The 17,823-nt window shown below is 39.9% G+C and carries 8 protein-coding genes; 5 read left to right on the top strand and 3 right to left on the bottom strand.

Features of this window, described 5'->3' with window-relative positions:
- Positions 1-12: 12 nt before the first annotated feature.
- Positions 13-5,124, bottom strand: a complete 5,112-nt coding sequence (locus BUR11_RS14935) for an adenylate/guanylate cyclase domain-containing protein (protein WP_074225781.1) — start codon at positions 5,122-5,124, stop codon at positions 13-15.
- A 253-nt stretch (positions 5,125-5,377) separates the two neighbouring features.
- On the opposite strand from BUR11_RS14935, the gene uvrA reads away from it, so the two are divergent.
- On the top strand, positions 5,378-8,194 hold the full coding sequence (gene uvrA, locus BUR11_RS14940) for an excinuclease ABC subunit UvrA (protein ID WP_074225782.1): 2,817 nt from the start codon (positions 5,378-5,380) through the stop codon (positions 8,192-8,194).
- 67 nt (positions 8,195-8,261) lie between these two features.
- On the opposite strand, the gene BUR11_RS14945 is transcribed toward uvrA, so the two are convergent.
- Entirely contained in the window at positions 8,262-8,573 is a 312-nt protein-coding gene (locus tag BUR11_RS14945; protein ID WP_074225783.1) for a rhodanese-like domain-containing protein, read from the bottom strand.
- Between the two features lie 11 nt (positions 8,574-8,584).
- A complete protein-coding gene (locus BUR11_RS14950) occupies positions 8,585-9,994 on the bottom strand; it encodes an MBL fold metallo-hydrolase (RefSeq protein WP_074225784.1) in 1,410 nt (469 codons plus the stop codon).
- 222 nt (positions 9,995-10,216) lie between these two features.
- On the opposite strand from BUR11_RS14950, the gene BUR11_RS14955 reads away from it, so the two are divergent.
- The 4 genes from BUR11_RS14955 (at position 10,217) to BUR11_RS14970 (ending at position 17,811) form a co-directional block, all read left to right on the top strand.
- Positions 10,217-12,748, top strand: coding sequence for a M14 family zinc carboxypeptidase (locus tag BUR11_RS14955; RefSeq protein ID WP_074225785.1), 2,532 nt, complete (start codon positions 10,217-10,219; stop codon positions 12,746-12,748).
- 198 nt (positions 12,749-12,946) lie between these two features.
- Positions 12,947-14,611, top strand: coding sequence for a carboxylesterase/lipase family protein (locus BUR11_RS14960; protein WP_074225786.1), 1,665 nt, complete (start codon positions 12,947-12,949; stop codon positions 14,609-14,611).
- Between the two features lie 95 nt (positions 14,612-14,706).
- The gene (gene glgP / locus BUR11_RS14965; RefSeq protein WP_084560993.1) at positions 14,707-16,374 is read left to right on the top strand and encodes an alpha-glucan family phosphorylase; all 1,668 of its coding nucleotides are present in this window, start codon (positions 14,707-14,709) and stop codon (positions 16,372-16,374) included.
- Between the two features lie 99 nt (positions 16,375-16,473).
- Positions 16,474-17,811 carry a glucuronyl esterase domain-containing protein gene (locus BUR11_RS14970; protein ID WP_074225788.1) on the top strand — a complete coding sequence of 446 codons (1,338 nt, stop codon included), beginning with the start codon at positions 16,474-16,476 and terminating at the stop codon, positions 17,809-17,811.
- The last annotated feature ends 12 nt before the right edge of the window (positions 17,812-17,823 follow it).

Consider the following 17,823-nt stretch of genomic DNA (forward strand, 5'->3'; position numbering starts at 1 on the left):
TAACTAGATGGATCAAATTTTTGAATCAACAAAATACATTTCTACCTGACCTTTGTTTTTAACCTTGATTTTTCCCCGAGGTGTACAGTTAAATTTATCTTTGATCAGCTCATAGGTTTGTCCACTAATATTAATTTTTCCAGATTCTCCTGCTGTTTCCATTCGCGAGGCAACATTTACAGTATCTCCCCAGATGTCGTATGCAAACTTTTTTATCCCAACGATTCCTGCTATAACAGGCCCTGTGTGGATTCCAATCCGCATACTAATCGGCGGTTTTCCTTCAGAAATCTTTGATTTCATATGCTCTTGTATGAATTCATTTATTTCAAAAGCAGCTAAAATAATATTAGAGGCATCAAACTCTTTGGTAAAATTCAATCCGCCGGCACACATGTAGCTATCTCCGACTGTCTTAATTTTTTCGATCCCATATCGATCTACAATTCGGTCAAATTCGCAGTAGAAATAGTTTAATTCAGCCACTAATTCTTCCGCTGTAAGGACTTCACATAATCCGGAAAAGTTGACGATGTCAGTAAACATGACGCTTACATCATTAAAATTCCGTGCCTTGGACATCCCATTATTTTTCAGTTCACTGGCAATTTCTGGAGGCAAAATATTCAACAATAATTCCTCAGATTTTTCCTTCTCCTCGTTGAGCTGTTTGGTTCTCAATCGAATTTTATCCTCCATATTTTGGTAAAGCATTGCATTCTCCAAAGAAATGGCCATTTGGCTAGAAAGGATATTGATGAGGTTTAAGCGTTCAATTGTAAATGCCCCTTCAATCAAGTTGTTTTCCAGATAAATGATCCCGGTCACTTCACTTTGTTTCATCAAAGGAACAATCATTATAGATTTGAGCTTTTCTTTTAGAATATAGGGATCCTTCCCAAATCGGTTGTCCTGAACCGCATTCTCCAAAATGACACTCTCCTTATTCTTCAAAGCATACAATACCACCTCTTTTGCTATAGGCTTGAAACTTTTCAGAGGTAGGTTTTCAAATAAATTTGGCTCATCATTTTTTGTACAGGATTCAGATTGGACGGTAAATTCATTCTCAGTTTTCAACAATAAAACCATGCGTTGAGCCCCGGCATTTTCGATGATAATCTTCATCAAAATTTTAAGCAAATCCTTTAATTTGATTTCCTTTGAAATGGCTTCTGAGGACTTCAGCACCGATTTCAAATCCAAATCATTATTAGAAAAATTTTGGCCAACTCCTTTCTCTTCGGCTCGTTGCCCAAATCTGAATTCCATTCGGGAAAAGTTACTCGAACTCCTCTTTGAAGCCATTAAATCGACAATTCCTTTAGCACCTAATAGATTATAGAGGTACTCGGCATCACTTAAATGAATTGCTGCTATTTTCTTTTTTCCATCTTTCAAATGCAATTCAAATAAACGCCGGTTTATCAAGGCCTGAATCTGTAGGTACTCGTACTTTTCAGAAGAATTTAACGCCTCATAATATTCAGATTGAGCTTTTTCTAAATTCCCTTGAATCAAAGCTAGTTCAGCAGCAAGAAGTCTATACTTATGTTCAAAGTTTGAGGAGCTTTGTTCGGAATATTTTTTGAATTTTTTGACAATTGAGGAAAGTACCCTTTTCCACTTAAGGGTATTTACCCTATTTGCACCCGGAATCAAACATGCTAAAATCAATCCTTTATAAAAGAAATGTTCTGCAGTATGCAGCATTCCAGGAGAATCCTTTAAGTAAATGTCCGAAATAAGTGAGACCTCATAGGCTTTTTCATATTCATCCCATAAATAAAGGGACTGCATCTTATTGATGTAATAGAAGTGCGCAAAATGCCTTGAGTTAAAGTTTTCCAACTTTTTTACATACTCATTTTCATTAAAAATCTCATCAGAAAACGAATCAATTGAATTTGTTTTACCCTGCAGATTTTTAATGGATTGAGAAATCGCACTCATGGTGAAAATCCCTTCCTCAATTTGAAATCTTTTTAGGAAATCCAAATATGAATTACAAGACTCAAGAACCAGGTCATACTGAACCCCTCTCATAAAATAACTTTGCACCATCGCACAACTCGCACAGCTGGCATGAAATAAATCTCCAACCTCTAGTCCAGCCTCGTAGGCGTTTAACCAATATCCTTCCATTTCCTTGGCAGGTTTCTTCCAAGGAATTGCAAAGTATCCAGTTACAAAATTTACCTCAGCTCTTGCACCATAATTCTGGTATTTATCAACTAAACCTAGGGTAAGCTGCCCTATCTTATACCCTGTTGTTCTAAAACCCAAGATACCACTGTGAAAAACGGGCCCAAAACCAAGAAAACCGATAAACCCTCCATCTGTATTGCCATGTTTTAAGCATAAGTTTACCATGATTGCGCAAACCAATACACATAATTCCGGCTTAATTTGAAATGCAGATTGACCAGCTGCAGCCATCAGAAGAATCGCCGTTTTGAGCTTTTCATCTGACATCTCCGGAAGGTTAATCAATTCCTCCACATCTCTTTTACCCATCATGGCTTTGTATTTCACGAACTCAATCGCTAGGCTAGGAGGGGAGAAACTAGCCGGAATACTCACTCCTAATTCGGAGGTTACTTCTCTACATACCTGATAGGCAGCCTCAAAATTTCGAGTATTATTGTAAAATTGAATTTTTCGGATGGTGATTTTTGCTTTATCTATTACATCCTCTGCATAGTTTAGGGCCTCATCAAAATAATCAACTACAAAGCTGTTGTTTCCTGCAAGATGTTCGGATTCCGCTCTTTGCAAATTCAAATCACGAAGGGTTTCTTTGGAGACGTTCAGATTTTTAGACTGAACCAATTCCATTGCATTTTTTATATAGCTCAATCCTGACTCATAGGCGTTCGCATATTTTGCTCGAATGCTTGCAGAAATATTCAATTCTACCAATTTCTTCAATAGATCCTGATCAAGAATAAGTTCTTGAGCATAATTAAGGTGATCAGTAACTATATAGACATAGTCAGAGTGCTCAATATCAGAAAGTTTGGATATAATACTTTTGGCAATTTCCAGTCGAACTTTTCGCTTTTCAGTTTCCGAAAGTAAGCCTAAGGCAGCTTGTTGAATTTTATCATGTTGGAAACCGTAATCATCATCTCCCGAGCGCTCTTTTGTTTTTATGTTTTCAATGATGCATAGCTTTTCTGCAAATTTTAGTTGCATATCTAGCTCCCCTTCAGAAATATCAACTAACCCACTCAAAATTTCTATTGAAAAGGTGTTTCCAATACAAGATGCATATTTCAAAGTGGTCTGAACCTCATCCGGAAGCCTGAAAAAAAGCTCCGACATCAGGTCAATCACATTATCACTGATGCTTACACGATTGGCTTTCTCAATACTATAAGTCCAACTTTGCGTGTTTTGAGACACTTGGATTACTCCACTTTCATAGAGCGTAAGTAGGCATTGCCTGATAAAGAAAGGGTTACCAAGTGTTTTTCTGTAAACTATTTGAGCAAGGTCTTTTCCTGATTCTTTTGAAATTGAAAGAGAGTCTGCAATGATTTCTTCGACAGAATTTTGATCTAAAGGAGACAATGCAAACTGTGTAGTAGTAACCCCATGAGAGCTCAATCGGTCCAACATCAACATCATAGGATGTGAGGGAGAAACTTCATTTTCCCTGTAAGCACAAATCACGAGCAAGTGCTTTAAACTTGGATCCATTAATGTGTTTTCTAGCCACCTTCTAGTGGTACTATCCAACCATTGTAAGTCATCCAAGAAGATACATAGTGGATGATCTTCACTTGCAAAAGACCTGATAAAGCTGTTAAAAACTTGATCAAATCTATTTTTGGACTCATTCATAGGAAGTTGGGGAACCTCCGTCTGAGGACCTATCAACAATTCCAGATCGGGCATGATATCAATGATCAGTTGACCGGAATTACCTACCGCTTTTAAAATTGACTTCCTCCAATAATCTTGTTGCTCCTCTCCTCGGATCAGAATTTGGTCGATAAGGTCATTTAATGCAATTAATAATGAACTTAAAGGAGGATTATTTTTGTATTGTTCAAATTTCCCTGAGATGAAAAACCCTCCACCTAAATCAATATATTTCTGAAACTCTCGGACAAAACTTGATTTACCTACTCCAGAGTATCCACTCACCAATGCCAATTCAGCTCTCTTGTTTTTTATCCGCTGAAAGACCTCATTCATTTGTTTTAATTCCTCATCCCTTCCATAGATTTTGGAAGAAATCTGAAATTGATCTAATCGATCTTGAGTACCTAAAGTAAATTCGGTGATCTCATTGATATCCAAAAGTCTATCCAAACACTGTTGCAGGTCATTTAATAGCCCTGAGCAACTTTGGTACCTTTCACTTGTGTTTTTCTTCAACAGTTTTAAAACAACTTTACTGATAACCTGTGGAATATCATGACGCAATTTACTTGGTTCTTCTGGTAGCAATGCCAAATGAGCGTGCATCAGCTCCATGGGATCAGAAAAATTAAATATCGTTTTGCCTGTTAGCATTTCGTAAAAAACAGCCCCTATGGAATATAAATCAGTTCGATGATCAATAGGCCTGTTCATTCTTCCAGTTTGCTCAGGAGAAATGTAATGCAGCCCTAATTCCAATGCCTCACTTACGTTGGAAAAATTAAGGTCCCTACCTCTCTCTATCGCATAGTCAAAACCCCAAACTTTTATTTCTCCATTTTTATTCACAATAATATTTGAAGGGTTAATATTTTTGTGAATTATATTTTTACTATGTAGGTAATTCACTGCTTTAGTGATCTCCATAGCAATTTTTAAAAAAATAATTAAGTCTAAATTCCCTTTTTTTAGATGCTCTGATAAAGGCTCCCCAATCACATCTTCATTGACTAGAATTGGTAAATTTTCCAAATATTCTAACCCGATGGGCTGAACAATATTTGGATGAGAAAGCTTTGATAAAATAGAATACTCTTGTTTTAAGTGATTCAAGTCTCGAAAACTAGGATAGGCCGAACGAAAAGTTTGAATGGTAACAGGTTTCGAATCCTGAATACGATTTGCTTTATATACGATATATCTTGAGTTCTCCCGAACTTTATCAAGTATATCAAATCTAAAATCAGGCATTAAAAAAATATTAGTTGTTAATTGAAGTTTTAGTTCAACACTGAAAGATCTTTACGGAAGAACATGATGGTGCATAAACATCATAAAGTACAAAGAATTTTGATTTTAATTAAAATAATTACCCCAATAATCATGTAAAATAGATAATAATAATATTTGAAAAACCCATTTTCCCCTCCAACTGTACTGAGAAAATTTTAAACTCTATTTATTCTCAAACAAAAAAGGATTTGCCTTTGTATCTTTGCCAGCTATGACTTTGAGCACTTTATCCTCCAAAATCGACATTGATTCTTTTGACCCTAAGAATTTTATTATTATAAAAAATGCGAGGGTCAATAACTTAAAAAGTCTAAGTGTCGCCATTCCACGAAATAAATTGATTGTTGTGACTGGGCTTTCCGGCTCTGGAAAATCATCTCTGGCCTTCGATACACTTTTTGCTGAAGGACAACGCATGTACGTGGAAAGCCTTTCTTCCTATGCAAGGCAGTTTTTGGGAAGGATGGAAAAACCCGATGTAGAATACATCAAAGGGGTAGCTCCGGCCATAGCGATCCAACAAAAGGTCAATACGAAAAATCCTCGCTCTACGGTAGGAACGACCACTGAAATCTACGATTACCTCAAGTTACTTTTCTCCAGAGTTGGAAAAACCTTTTCCCCTATATCCGGAAATGAAGTAAAACACCATACGGTAACAGACATTGTAGACTTTATCCAATCTTTTGAAGAAGGCACCAAAGTCATGATTTCCTGCCCGCTTCAGATTCAAAGAGGTAGAAAAATCGAGCAGGAACTGGAGCTTTTGCTTCAAAAAGGATATACCCGAATTTTGATTGATGAAGAGGTATATTTTGTAGAAGACCTATTAGGAGAGAAAAGTGTACCCAAGGGAACCTATGAAATCTTAATTGATCGAGCTTCTGTCATCCAAAATGATGAAGACAATCAATTCAGATTAGCAGATTCCGTTCAAACGGCATTATTTGAAGGCCATGGAGACTGTAAAATCACGATTCCCGGAAAAGAAACCCGTACTTTTTCGGATCGTTTCGAGCTGGATGGGATGTCATTCGAAATTCCCTCAGTCAATTTTTTCTCATTCAATAACCCTTATGGTGCTTGCAGAACCTGTGAAGGATTTGGCAATGTGTTAGGAATAGATCCTGACTTGGTGATTCCAGACAAAGAAATGTCGGTATTTGAAGGAGCCATTGCACCATGGAGAGGAGAAACCTCTAGAAGTTGGTTAGAGCCATTGCTGAAAAAAGGAATTGAATTCGATTTCCCTATTCACAGATCATATAGTGAATTGACAGAAAAGGAGCAAAACCTGATCTGGAAAGGGAACAAGTATTTCAAAGGCTTGGATGCCTTCTTCAAAGACCTAGAATCCAAAACCCACAAAATCCAGTACCGAGTGATGCTTTCACGATTCCGTGGCAGAACGACCTGTCCGGATTGCCAGGGAACCCGCCTTCGAAAGGATGCTTCTTATGTAAAGATTAATGGAAAATCCATAATTGATTTGGTATTGATGCCCATTGATGAAGCTTTGGCATTTTTCCAGAAATTGGATTTACCGGCACATCAGGCAAAAATCGCCAATCGTCTACTAAAGGAAATCCAAAGTCGATTGGAATACATGGATCAAGTAGGATTGGGCTATTTGACCCTAAATAGACTGACCTCTACCCTTTCCGGTGGAGAATACCAACGAATCAAACTGGCAACTTCTTTGGGATCTGCTTTGGTAGGTTCCATGTATATTTTGGATGAACCAAGCATTGGTCTACATCCTCGGGACACCGATCGCTTGATTGGTGTCTTAAAATCCCTTCGTGATTTAGGCAATACCGTCATTGTGGTAGAACATGAGGAGAAGGTGATGAAAGCCGCAGATCAAATTATAGATATTGGTCCGGATGCAGGCGTCAACGGAGGAGAGCTGTTATTTCAAGGCCCTATTCAAGATTTGATGGCATCTGCTCAAACTTATACAGCTAAATACCTTCGTGGAGAAGAATTGATATTCGAGAAGGAGGGAAATAGAAAATGGAAAGACAGCATTATCGTCAAAGGCGCAAGAGAGAACAACCTAAAAAACCTGACCGTCAAATTCCCATTGAAAACCTTGACGGTGGTAACTGGTGTTTCCGGTTCCGGAAAATCAACTTTGGTAAAGAAAGTCTTGTATCCTGCCTTAGGGAAAATGCTGGGCACTGTGATTGATGAGAGTGGGAAGTATGATAAGATCGATGGGGACTATAGATCTGTTTCCCAAATTGAATTCGTGGATCAAAACCCAATCGGAAAATCCTCGAGGTCTAACCCGGTAACGTATGTAAAGGCATATGATGCCATCCGGTCCTTGTATTCGGACCAGGCCATCTCTAAACAGAGAGGCTACAAACCTGCCTTTTTCTCTTTCAATGTGGATGGTGGAAGATGTGAAGCCTGTGCGGGTGAAGGTACTACTACTGTAGAAATGCAGTTTATGGCAGATATTCATCTGACATGCGAATCCTGTAAAGGAAAACGCTTCAAAAATGAAATCTTGGATGTAAAATACAAGGATAAAGACATTGCCGAGGTGCTGGACATGACCATTGATGAAGCCATTGAGTTCTTCCAAGGCAAAACTCAAATTGTCAACAAACTACTTCCTCTTCAGGAGGTGGGTCTAGGCTACATTGGGATGGGACAAAGCTCCAACACCCTATCCGGTGGAGAGGCCCAGCGAGTGAAACTGGCCTCCTTTTTAGGGAAGGGTGGAAGTAAATCCAATGAGCACATCCTCTTCATTTTTGATGAGCCGACTACTGGCCTGCATTTCCATGACATCAAAAAATTACTCCATTCCATCAATGCCTTGATTGATCAGGGGCATTCGGTGATTATCATTGAGCATAATACTGAAGTAATCAAATCAGCGGATTGGGTGATTGATCTTGGTCCTGAAGGAGGAAACAAAGGTGGTTATTTGACCTTTGAAGGCACTCCAGAAGATATGATGAAGGAACAAAACAACTATACTGCGAAGTATTTGCGAGAGGCTTTTTCTTAAAAAACTCATTTAACACAAAAAAAGAGAGTCAACATTGACTCTCTTTTCATTTAACCCAAACCTTTTTTTAACCTACACACTCTTTGACATTACCCACGGTACCTCCATCAATGACATTTGAAATCCCATGATGTTGTAAAATACTTTGAGCTTGTCCGCTTCGGTTTCCACTTCTACAAAACACCACTACGTTCTTTTTGTTTTTAAATTGTGCCAATTGGCTAGCAATTCTATCCAAAGGGATATTCACCGCTCCTTTGACACTACCTGAAGCAAACTCTCCTGGAGTTCTTACATCCACTAGAAATGCCCCTTCCTTGATGGCTTCCACTAATTGAGTGTTGTCCGTCGTTCCGAATATTGCTGAGAAAAAACCCATATCTATTTTCTTTAAATGTTTACTAATTCATTGGTGACAGTTTCCTGTCCAGCCTCTTTCCATTCCTTCATTCCGGCGGAATAGTTTTTCACGTTTTCAAATCCATTTCTTCTAAGAAGAGAATAGGCAATCGCTGCCCGATCTCCACTTTGACAATGGATCACCACTTGCTTATCCTGATTGATCTTATCTAAGTTGTCTCCAAGAGTTCCAACAAATACGTGCTCTGCTCCTTTCACATGTCCTTGCTTAAACTCTGTAGTATTTCTAACATCCACAATTTGGACATCCTCTTTGCCTACCATGGACTTGAATTCTTCCAATCCAATCACCTCTGAGCTCTGAAGTTCAATTCCCAAATCCTCTACAGATTCCACAAATCCATAGATGTTGTCCAAACCGATTCGCATCAATTTTCTGGTCAAATCATCCATTTGGCTCTCTTCTGCCACCAGAATAAACTGCTCCTGATAGTTCAACAACCAACCGGCCCAAGTAGCAAAGGAGTTATTTCCTTGGATATTAATGCTACCAGGTAAGAACCCTTTGGCAAAATCCACTTTGTTTCTAGTATCTATAACTTTCAACCCATCTTGGTAAGCGGATAGAAATTGCTCTTTTGATAATTTTGGATGCTTTGGAACTTCCACCAACAAAGGTCTATCTACTTTATTGAGGTGTTTCATCATTGCAAAATACTTTGGTGGCTCTGGTTGACCGTCCAATAAGTAATCAACGAAACCATTCTCATCAGTTGCAAATTGAAATGCCCAGTTTCTTACTTTTTCGTATCCTACAGTAGAACTTGGAACAGAGCCTAGTGCTTTTCCACAGGCAGAACCTGCTCCATGACCTGGCCATACCTGCACATAATCGGGAAGCTCCGCAAATCGCTGGATGGATTCATACATTTGCTTGGCACCTTTTTCTTGGGTACCTACGATACCAGCAGCTTTTTCCAATAAATCCGGCCTTCCTACATCTCCCACAAAGACAAAGTCTCCAGTAAATACCATCACAGGTTTATCTGTAGCAGGGTGATCGGTCAATAAGAAACTGATACTTTCTGGGGTATGGCCTGGTGTATGCAATACCTCTAAAGTCAAGTTACCTACCTTGATTTTATCTCCATGCTTTAATCCTTCATGCGGGAATTCGTATTGCCATTCAGCAGGTCCTTCATCGGAAAGATACATTTTAGCGCCCGTTACTGCAGCCAATTCACGTGCTCCACTCAAGAAGTCTGCGTGGATGTGGGTCTCAGTAATATGAGTGATTTTCATATTATTCTGCTTGGCAATTGCCAAATAAACATCCATGTCTCGCTGAGGATCTATTACAATTGCCTCACCTTTTGCTTGACATCCGATGAAATAACTGGCTTGTGCCAAGGTCTTATCATATACATGTTGAAAATACATATCGCTTTCTTTTTTTAATTTCTATGACAAATGTCAACATTCTTAATCTCCTCTACAGGAACTTTTGTCACATTAGAGTGGCAAGTAATCACATAAATGAATTGGGGCAGATCACATTATAGATTTATATGAATTCTAGGACTCCAAGGAGTTTTTTTTGATCGGTGCGAATGGAAAAGACAATTCCTTTTAACTTCATGGCATCATTCTTTACCAAACTTTATGAAAAAACATATACTTCTCTCATTATTCGTTTTTTCGATCACTATTTGCTCTTGGGCTCAAATTCAGACTCCAGAGCAATTTTTAGGTTATAAGCCTGGAGATCGATTTACCCCACATCATCGAATGGTCGATTATTTTGAGCACGTTGCTGCCAACAATCCAAATGTCAAATTGATTCAATACGGGGAGACAAACGAAAAGCGTCCCTTGATCATCGCGATTCTTTCCAGCCCGGAAAACATGGCGAATTTGGAGCAAATCCGTACAGACAACCTGAAAAGAGCTGGTATTATGGAAGGAACTCCTTCCACTGCGATTCCGATCAACTGGATGTCTTTTAATGTACATGGCAATGAATCCGTAGGAATGGAAGCTGCCATCTCCTCATTTTATACCTTAGCAAACCCAGAAAATGCTAAATCACAGGAATGGCTAAAAAACCAAATCGTCATCATCGATCCAGCCATCAACCCTGACGGCAGAGATCGATATGCCATGTGGTACAACCAAAAAATGAATACCACCCTTCAGCCTGATTTACAATCTGTAGAACATAATGAACCTTGGCCAGGAGGTCGAGCAAACCATTACCTCTTTGACCTAAACAGAGATTGGGCATGGCAAGTACAGGCAGAATCTCAAGCAAGATTAAAAGTCTATCAAGAATGGATGCCTCAGTTGCATTTGGATTTCCATGAACAAGGAATCAATAATCCCTTCTACATGGCACCTGCAGCAGAGCCTTTACATGAGCAATTGACTCCTTGGCAACATGAGTTCCAGGATACTTTTGGAAGAAATACGGCAAAATACTTTGATGAGGCTGGAAGATTTTACTTCACCAAGGAGCGTTTTGACTTGCTCTACCCTTCTTATGGAGATTCCTACCCGATGTTTAATGGTGCTATCGGAATGACCATCGAGCAAGGCGGCGGCGGTCAGGCAGGTATTGGAGGTTATAATTCTGTAGGTGATACTGTGACTTTGAGCTATAGAATTGCGGGGCATTATACTGCCGCAATGTCTGCTGCAGAAGTTACCAGTCAAAACGCTGAAAAATTGCTTTCGGAATATGCCAAATTCTACGAGGATAACTCAACCAATCCAAAAGGTAAATACAAGAGCTTTGTCATCAAAGGAGAAAGCAACCCTGCCCAAGTAGCCAAATTATTGGAACTGTTGGATAAGAATGGAATCAGATATGGCAAGGCAGGTTCCAAATCCGGACTTAAAGGATATGAATACCAAACAGGGAAAAGTGGTTCTTTTGCTACCTCTGAAGAAGATATCATCATCAGTGCCTATCAACCCAAATCTGTATTGGCACAGGTTTTCTTTGAACCTAACCCTGCTCTACACGATAGCATTACCTACGACATCACTAGCTGGGCTTTACCTTATGCATATGGACTAGAAGCCTATGCAGTGGAAACAAGATTAGATCCAGCTGGAGAATACCAAGCTCCTGAGTTTACCGCCAATACAGTAGGAAAAACTCCTGTAGCCTACATGGCTGCCTGGGAAGGGACAAGAGACGTGGCTTTCTTAGCTGAGTTGTTAAATGCAGGAATCCGGGTTAAGTATCCTGAGTTTCCTTTTGAAGTAGAAGGAAAAAGCTTCCCTGCCGGATCCTTATTGATCACCAAGGGAGGAAATGAATATGTGCCGAATTTTGATCAAAAGGTTGTAGAGATCGCAAATAAATTTGGAATCACCTTGGAAACCACCATGAGTGGATACATGGACAAGGGCAAGGATTTTGGCTCACCAAATATCAGAATTATCCAGGCTCCAAAAGTAGCCTTAATCGGTGGATCTGGAACCAGTTCTTTGAATTATGGAGCGATCTGGCACTTCTTTGAAAAAGAGCTGAATTATCCTTTGGTGAATCTTGAGCTGGAAAACATGGCGCGGTATGATTTAAACAAATACAATGTATTGATCATGCCTTCTACCAGAGGTGGCGGTTTGTCAAAACCTGCCATGGACAATGTCATGGAATGGGTTCGCGGAGGAGGAAAATTAATAGCCATTGATGGTGCCTTGAACGCATTTGCCAACAAAGAAGGGTTTGAGCTAAAGACATTTGATACCGAAGAAGAAAAGAAAGCAGCAGAAAAAGAATCTACTGAGTTAGCAAAAGAAGAGCGACTTGCTCCCTACCAGGAAGGTGAGAGAGTGGCTATTTCTGGTGGAGCTGCCGGTGCTATCTATGAAGTTACCATGGATGAAACCCATCCTTTGGGATATGGAACGGGAGGTAAATACTACACCTTGAAAAACAATTCTAGTAGATATGCCTACTTAACCCGAGGTGTAAACGCTGGGATTATCGCTGATAATGATGCTTATAGAACAGGTTATATCGGCTTTAAAATCAAATCTAAAATGGGTGAATCCATGGCCATCGGAACAGAAAGAGCAGGTAGAGGGCAACTCGTCTATTTTGTAGATGATCCGATTTTCAGAGGTTTCTGGGAATCAGGAAAACTGGTATTGAGCAACGCCATATTTATGGTAGGTCAATAAAGACAAATTTGAAAATAAGAAAACCGGCTGCTGAAAAGTAGTCGGTTTTTTTATGGTTTTTCCCTATTATTTCAATTTGAAACAATATTTGTCCACTTAAATAATTCTTCATTAAGAATTCCTGATTAATTTGAGTTTAATAAAAATAGAAGACTATATTTTGTTGTTAATCAAACCATTAACATTAGACCCAAAACTATGAAAAACCAAAGACGCGAATTCTTTAAGAAAGTGGGAGTAGGAACTGCAGGCCTTGGCCTAGCTGCTTCGGTTCCTTTTGCCGCAAATGCAAATACCCCTAGTCCAGCACGTCATGCACCTTCCGGTCAATTTCTCCAAATAGGTGATGACATCGCTGTAGCCAATACCGATTCAGGAAAAATTAGAGGATACATTTTGAATGATGTGTATACCTTTCTTGGAGTTCCCTATGGCGCAGACACTTCAGGGAAAAACCGCTTTATGCCTCCACAGAAACCAGAAAAATGGACTGGGGTAAAACCAACGATTTGGTGGGGAAATACTGCTCCACAAATTATGGATAACCGCTATGCCAGCCCTGATTACTCCTTTGCAGATCATTGGAATTATGACGATGTCAGCGAGGATTGCCTCAAACTGAATGTATGGACTCCCGCATTGGATACAAAAAAGAGACCTGTATTGGTATGGCTGCATGGAGGAGGATTTACCAACGGAAATGGCATCGAGCAAGATGGGTACCATGGCGAAAATATCAGCAAAAACGGAGATATTGTTTTTGTTTCCATTAATCATCGACTTGGTCCAATAGGATTTACAGATCTCTCTGGGGTAGGAGGCTCAAAATATGCGCACTCGGGCAATGTAAGCCAATTAGACATCATTGCCTCTTTGGAATGGGTAAGAGATAACATCGCTAATTTCGGTGGGGATCCAGGTAACGTGACCATCATGGGACAATCAGGTGGCGGAGCGAAAGTCACAACTACCATGTCTATGCCTGCATCTAAAGGATTGGTTCACAAAGGCGTCCCATTGAGTGGTTCCATGCTACGTGCCAATGACCAGGATTATTCCAGAAAATTAGGAGAATATGTGATGAAAGAAGCTGGCCTTACTCCAGATTCTATCGATAAGCTTCAGGAATTAAGCTGGAGAGAATATATTGACATTGCCAATAAGGCATTGGAAAAAATGAGAAAAGATAACCCAACTCCTGGTTTTAGAGGTGGATTTGGACCAGTGGCTGATGGGGTAAATATTCCTAAAGGAGAATTCTTTTCGGATCCAAATGGATTGGCTTCCGAAATTCCAATGCTGATCTGTACTACATTTCATGAATGGAACCCAACACGAACTGCTCCCGAACTTGAAAAAATAGACTGGGCAGGTGTTGTGGAAAAGATCCAACCAAGATTTGGGGATAATTCCCAAAAAATCGTGGATGCCTATAGGCAGGATTTCCCGGAAGCATCCCCAGCAGATATATGGGCCATGGTACTATCCAACCGTCAAGGAGCAATTAATACTGCTAATGCAAAGTCCAAACAAAAAGCACCAGTTTATCTAGCTTGGTTTGGATGGGAACCAGACCTTTACAATGGAAGAATGAAAGCATTCCACTGCATCGACATTTGTTTTTGGTTTGACAATACAGATCGAATGTATACACATACCGGTGGAGGTGACAGGCCAAGAAAATTGTCTAAAGCCATGTCTGCTTCTCTATTGGCGTTTATGAAAACAGGAAATCCAAACGGCGGTGCTTTGCCTAATTGGAAAGAATACACAGCAGAGGATGGAGAAACCATGATATTGAATGATGTCAGTTCCTTAAAAAATAATCCTGATAAACGGGGAAGGACAGCATTAGAAGCTTAAGGAGAAACCGGGTGTTCCAAAAACATCCGGTTTTTATTTTTATGCACTTTAGAGCGAATGATAATCATTAAATTAGAAAGAGCAATATTCAATATATGACTGACTTTCAAAACTTTTCCGTTCCTTACACACCTTCTGTCGCCTACTCTGAAAAAGTCGCTTACTTTTCCATGGAGTTTGCGATCCATCAGCCTCTCAAAATCTATTCTGGCGGATTAGGTTTTTTATCTGGCTCCCATTTACGAAGTGCGTATGATCTAAAGCAAAACCTTATTGGAATAGGGATCTTATGGAAATATGGCTATTACGACCAAGGAAGAAACCAGGACCAAACACTTAAACCAGAATGGTTCGAAAAAACCTACAGCTTCTTGGTGGACACGGGGATCAAATTCCAAATTGAGGTGCATAGTTCCCCTGTATGGGTCAAAGCTTTTTATTTACCTCCAGAAACATTTGGGAGTGCCCCTTTATTTTTATTAAGCACGGACACACCAGAAAATGACTATTTGAGTCAAACCATCACTCACAAACTTTATGATTCGGATGTAGCCGGTAAAATTGCCCAATTTATGCTACTCGGACTAGGAGGAGCCAAGTTATTGGATAAGCTTAATTTTAATCCTGATGTGTATCATTTGAATGAGGCCCATGGGGTCAGTGCTATTTTCCATCTGATGAGAAAATTTGGAAGCAAATCAGCAGTAAAAAAGCAGTTAGTATTTACAACCCATACTCCAGAAGAAGCTGGAAATGAGAAGCATGACATTTACTTATGTGAAAAAATGGGCTATTTCAATGGATTCTCACTTTCCGAAGTAAGGTCATTGACCGGAATGTCTGGTGACTTATTTAACCATAGCTTAGCTGCATTTAGATTTGCAAGAAAAGCCAATGGGGTCAGCAAACTACATGGAGAGGTCAGCAGACATATGTGGGAAAATTACGAAGACATTCCTGAAATCACCTCCATCACCAATTCCCAAAACTATCACTACTGGGCAGATAAACAGCTGTACAAATATTTGGATGAGAACGATAAGGATCGATTTGACGACAGGAAATATTTCCTAAAAAAACGGGCTTTTGAAATTGTGGCTGATCAGACCGGCAAACTCTTGGACCCATCTATCTTGACGATCGTTTGGGCTCGAAGATTCGCCAGTTATAAACGACCGGACCTGTTGACGCGGGACTTAAAGCGATTTGAAAAACTGATCAACAATCCTAGCAAACCTGTACAATTTATCTGGGCAGGAAAACCTTATCCTATGGATTATGGAGCAATTTCAGTATTCAACCAATTGGTTCATCTAAGTAAAAAGTATCCTAATGTAGCGGTGTGTGTCGGGTATGAACTGGCATTAAGTAAAAGATTGAAACAAGCTTCTGATATCTGGCTTAACAATCCAAGGGTGCCCAGAGAAGCAAGCGGGACTTCTGGCATGACTGCTGCCATGAACGGAGCGGTGAATTTTAGCACCTTCGATGGATGGATCTGTGAATTCGCTAAGCATGGGAAAAATAGCTTTATTGTCCCTACGGCAGATTATAAAAAGATGAATATTCCTGAACAGGATGATTTCGACTTGAATAATCTTTTTCAAGTATTGGAGGAGGAAATTGTTCCTACTTATTATGATGATCCTACAGCCTGGAGAAATATTGTTCAGAATGGCATGAGAGAAGTGGTAGAAAACTTTGAAAGTGATCGAATGGCCAAGGAATACTATGAATTGATGTATCAGGACAAAAAGCTGTAGCCTTTATTAATCCTTTCACTAAAAATGCGAGGCCTATTCAAGCCTTAACATAAGCATTGTTTAAATTGACTTATTACAATTTTCCCAAAGCCAATACCTATGAGAAATTTTATCATTTTACTTTCCTGTTTTTGCATAGGTGCTCAATTATCCACAGTCGCCCAACAGTCACAACAAGCCCGAGATAGTATTGCAAAATTAAGTCGGGAAGATCATCAATTGATGATGGAAAAATTGGGAATTGAAGAATTGAGACCCGGTCCCTCTGGAAATCCAAGCGCTCCCAACGCCGCCAACTCCGATGAGTCCAAAGCTACTCCCTACAAAGACCTGCCCAATCCACTCATCTTTGATAATGGAGCCAAAGTCAATTCCAAAAAGGACTGGGAGAAAAGGAAAAAAGAACTCAAAGAGCATTTCGATTCAGAAGTATATGGACGAATGCCAAAGCATATTCCAGGAGTAACATGGGAGATTGTAGAAGAAAAAGACAGCCTTTTTGGCGAGGTACATGCCAGGTATAAAAAGTTAATTGGCCATGTGGATAACTCTTCCTATCCCGAGATCCAGGTGAATATTGAGATGCGGATGGCCACCCCTATTGAAAGCAAAGGTCCAGTCCCACTGATCATGCAATTTAGTTGGATTTGGCCTGCCAGTATGCAACGACCCAAGCCAGAAGGGCCTACTTGGCAAGAGCAACTTCTATCTGAAGGATGGGGATTTGCCATGTTGATACCTACCAGTTTTCAGGCGGACAATGGAGCAGGTTTAAGGGAAGGAATAATCGGATTGGTCAATAAGGGCCAAGCAAGGAAACTGGACGATTGGGGAACCCTGAAAGCTTGGGGATGGGGAGCCAGCAGGGCATTGGATTATTTTGAAACTGATCCCCTGGTCAATGCCAAAAAAGTAGGTATTGAAGGACTTTCAAGGTATGGCAAAGCAGCTTTGGTAGCGATGGTGGATGAACCTAGATTTGCCATTGGATTTTTTGCTTCCTCGGGTGCTGGAGGAACCAAGATATTTAGAAGGGTGTATGGGGAACAAGTGGAAAATTTAGCTTCCTCAGGAGAATATCATTGGTTTACGCCTAACTTCATCAAATATGCGGGTCCTTTGACACCTTTGGATTTACCCATCGATGCCCATGAAATGCTTGCTTTATGTGCTCCTAGACCTGTTTTTATATCAAGTGGAGACCCCAACGTGGAGGGTCATTGGATCGATGCGGTAGGGATGTTTAAGACAGCCGTAGCAGCAAGCCCTGTATACGAATTGCTGGGAAAAAAGGGATTGGATACCGATCAATATCCCGGTACCAATGTAGGCCTTCTCAATGGAGATTTAGTATATAGACAACATGATGGCGGGCATACGGAAGGCCCCAACTGGACTTATTTTATAGAGTTTGCCAGAAAGTATTTGAATGACTAGCTTCAGTTTTAA

Source organism: Algoriphagus halophilus (genome assembly GCF_900129785.1).
In the GTDB taxonomy this organism is placed as follows: Bacteria; Bacteroidota; Bacteroidia; order Cytophagales; family Cyclobacteriaceae; genus Algoriphagus; species Algoriphagus halophilus.

Excerpts from the sequence above, each read along its gene's own strand:
- BUR11_RS14935 (WP_074225781.1), bottom strand. The coding sequence starts at position 5,124 with ATGCCTGATTTTAGATTTGATATACTTGATAAAGTTCGGGAGAACTCA.
- uvrA (WP_074225782.1), top strand. The coding sequence starts at position 5,378 with ATGACTTTGAGCACTTTATCCTCCAAAATCGACATTGATTCTTTTGAC.
- BUR11_RS14945 (WP_074225783.1), bottom strand. The coding sequence starts at position 8,573 with ATGGGTTTTTTCTCAGCAATATTCGGAACGACGGACAACACTCAATTA.
- BUR11_RS14950 (WP_074225784.1), bottom strand. The coding sequence starts at position 9,994 with ATGTATTTTCAACATGTATATGATAAGACCTTGGCACAAGCCAGTTAT.
- BUR11_RS14955 (WP_074225785.1), top strand. The coding sequence starts at position 10,217 with ATGAAAAAACATATACTTCTCTCATTATTCGTTTTTTCGATCACTATT.
- BUR11_RS14960 (WP_074225786.1), top strand. The coding sequence starts at position 12,947 with ATGAAAAACCAAAGACGCGAATTCTTTAAGAAAGTGGGAGTAGGAACT.
- glgP (WP_084560993.1), top strand. The coding sequence starts at position 14,707 with ATGACTGACTTTCAAAACTTTTCCGTTCCTTACACACCTTCTGTCGCC.
- BUR11_RS14970 (WP_074225788.1), top strand. The coding sequence starts at position 16,474 with ATGAGAAATTTTATCATTTTACTTTCCTGTTTTTGCATAGGTGCTCAA.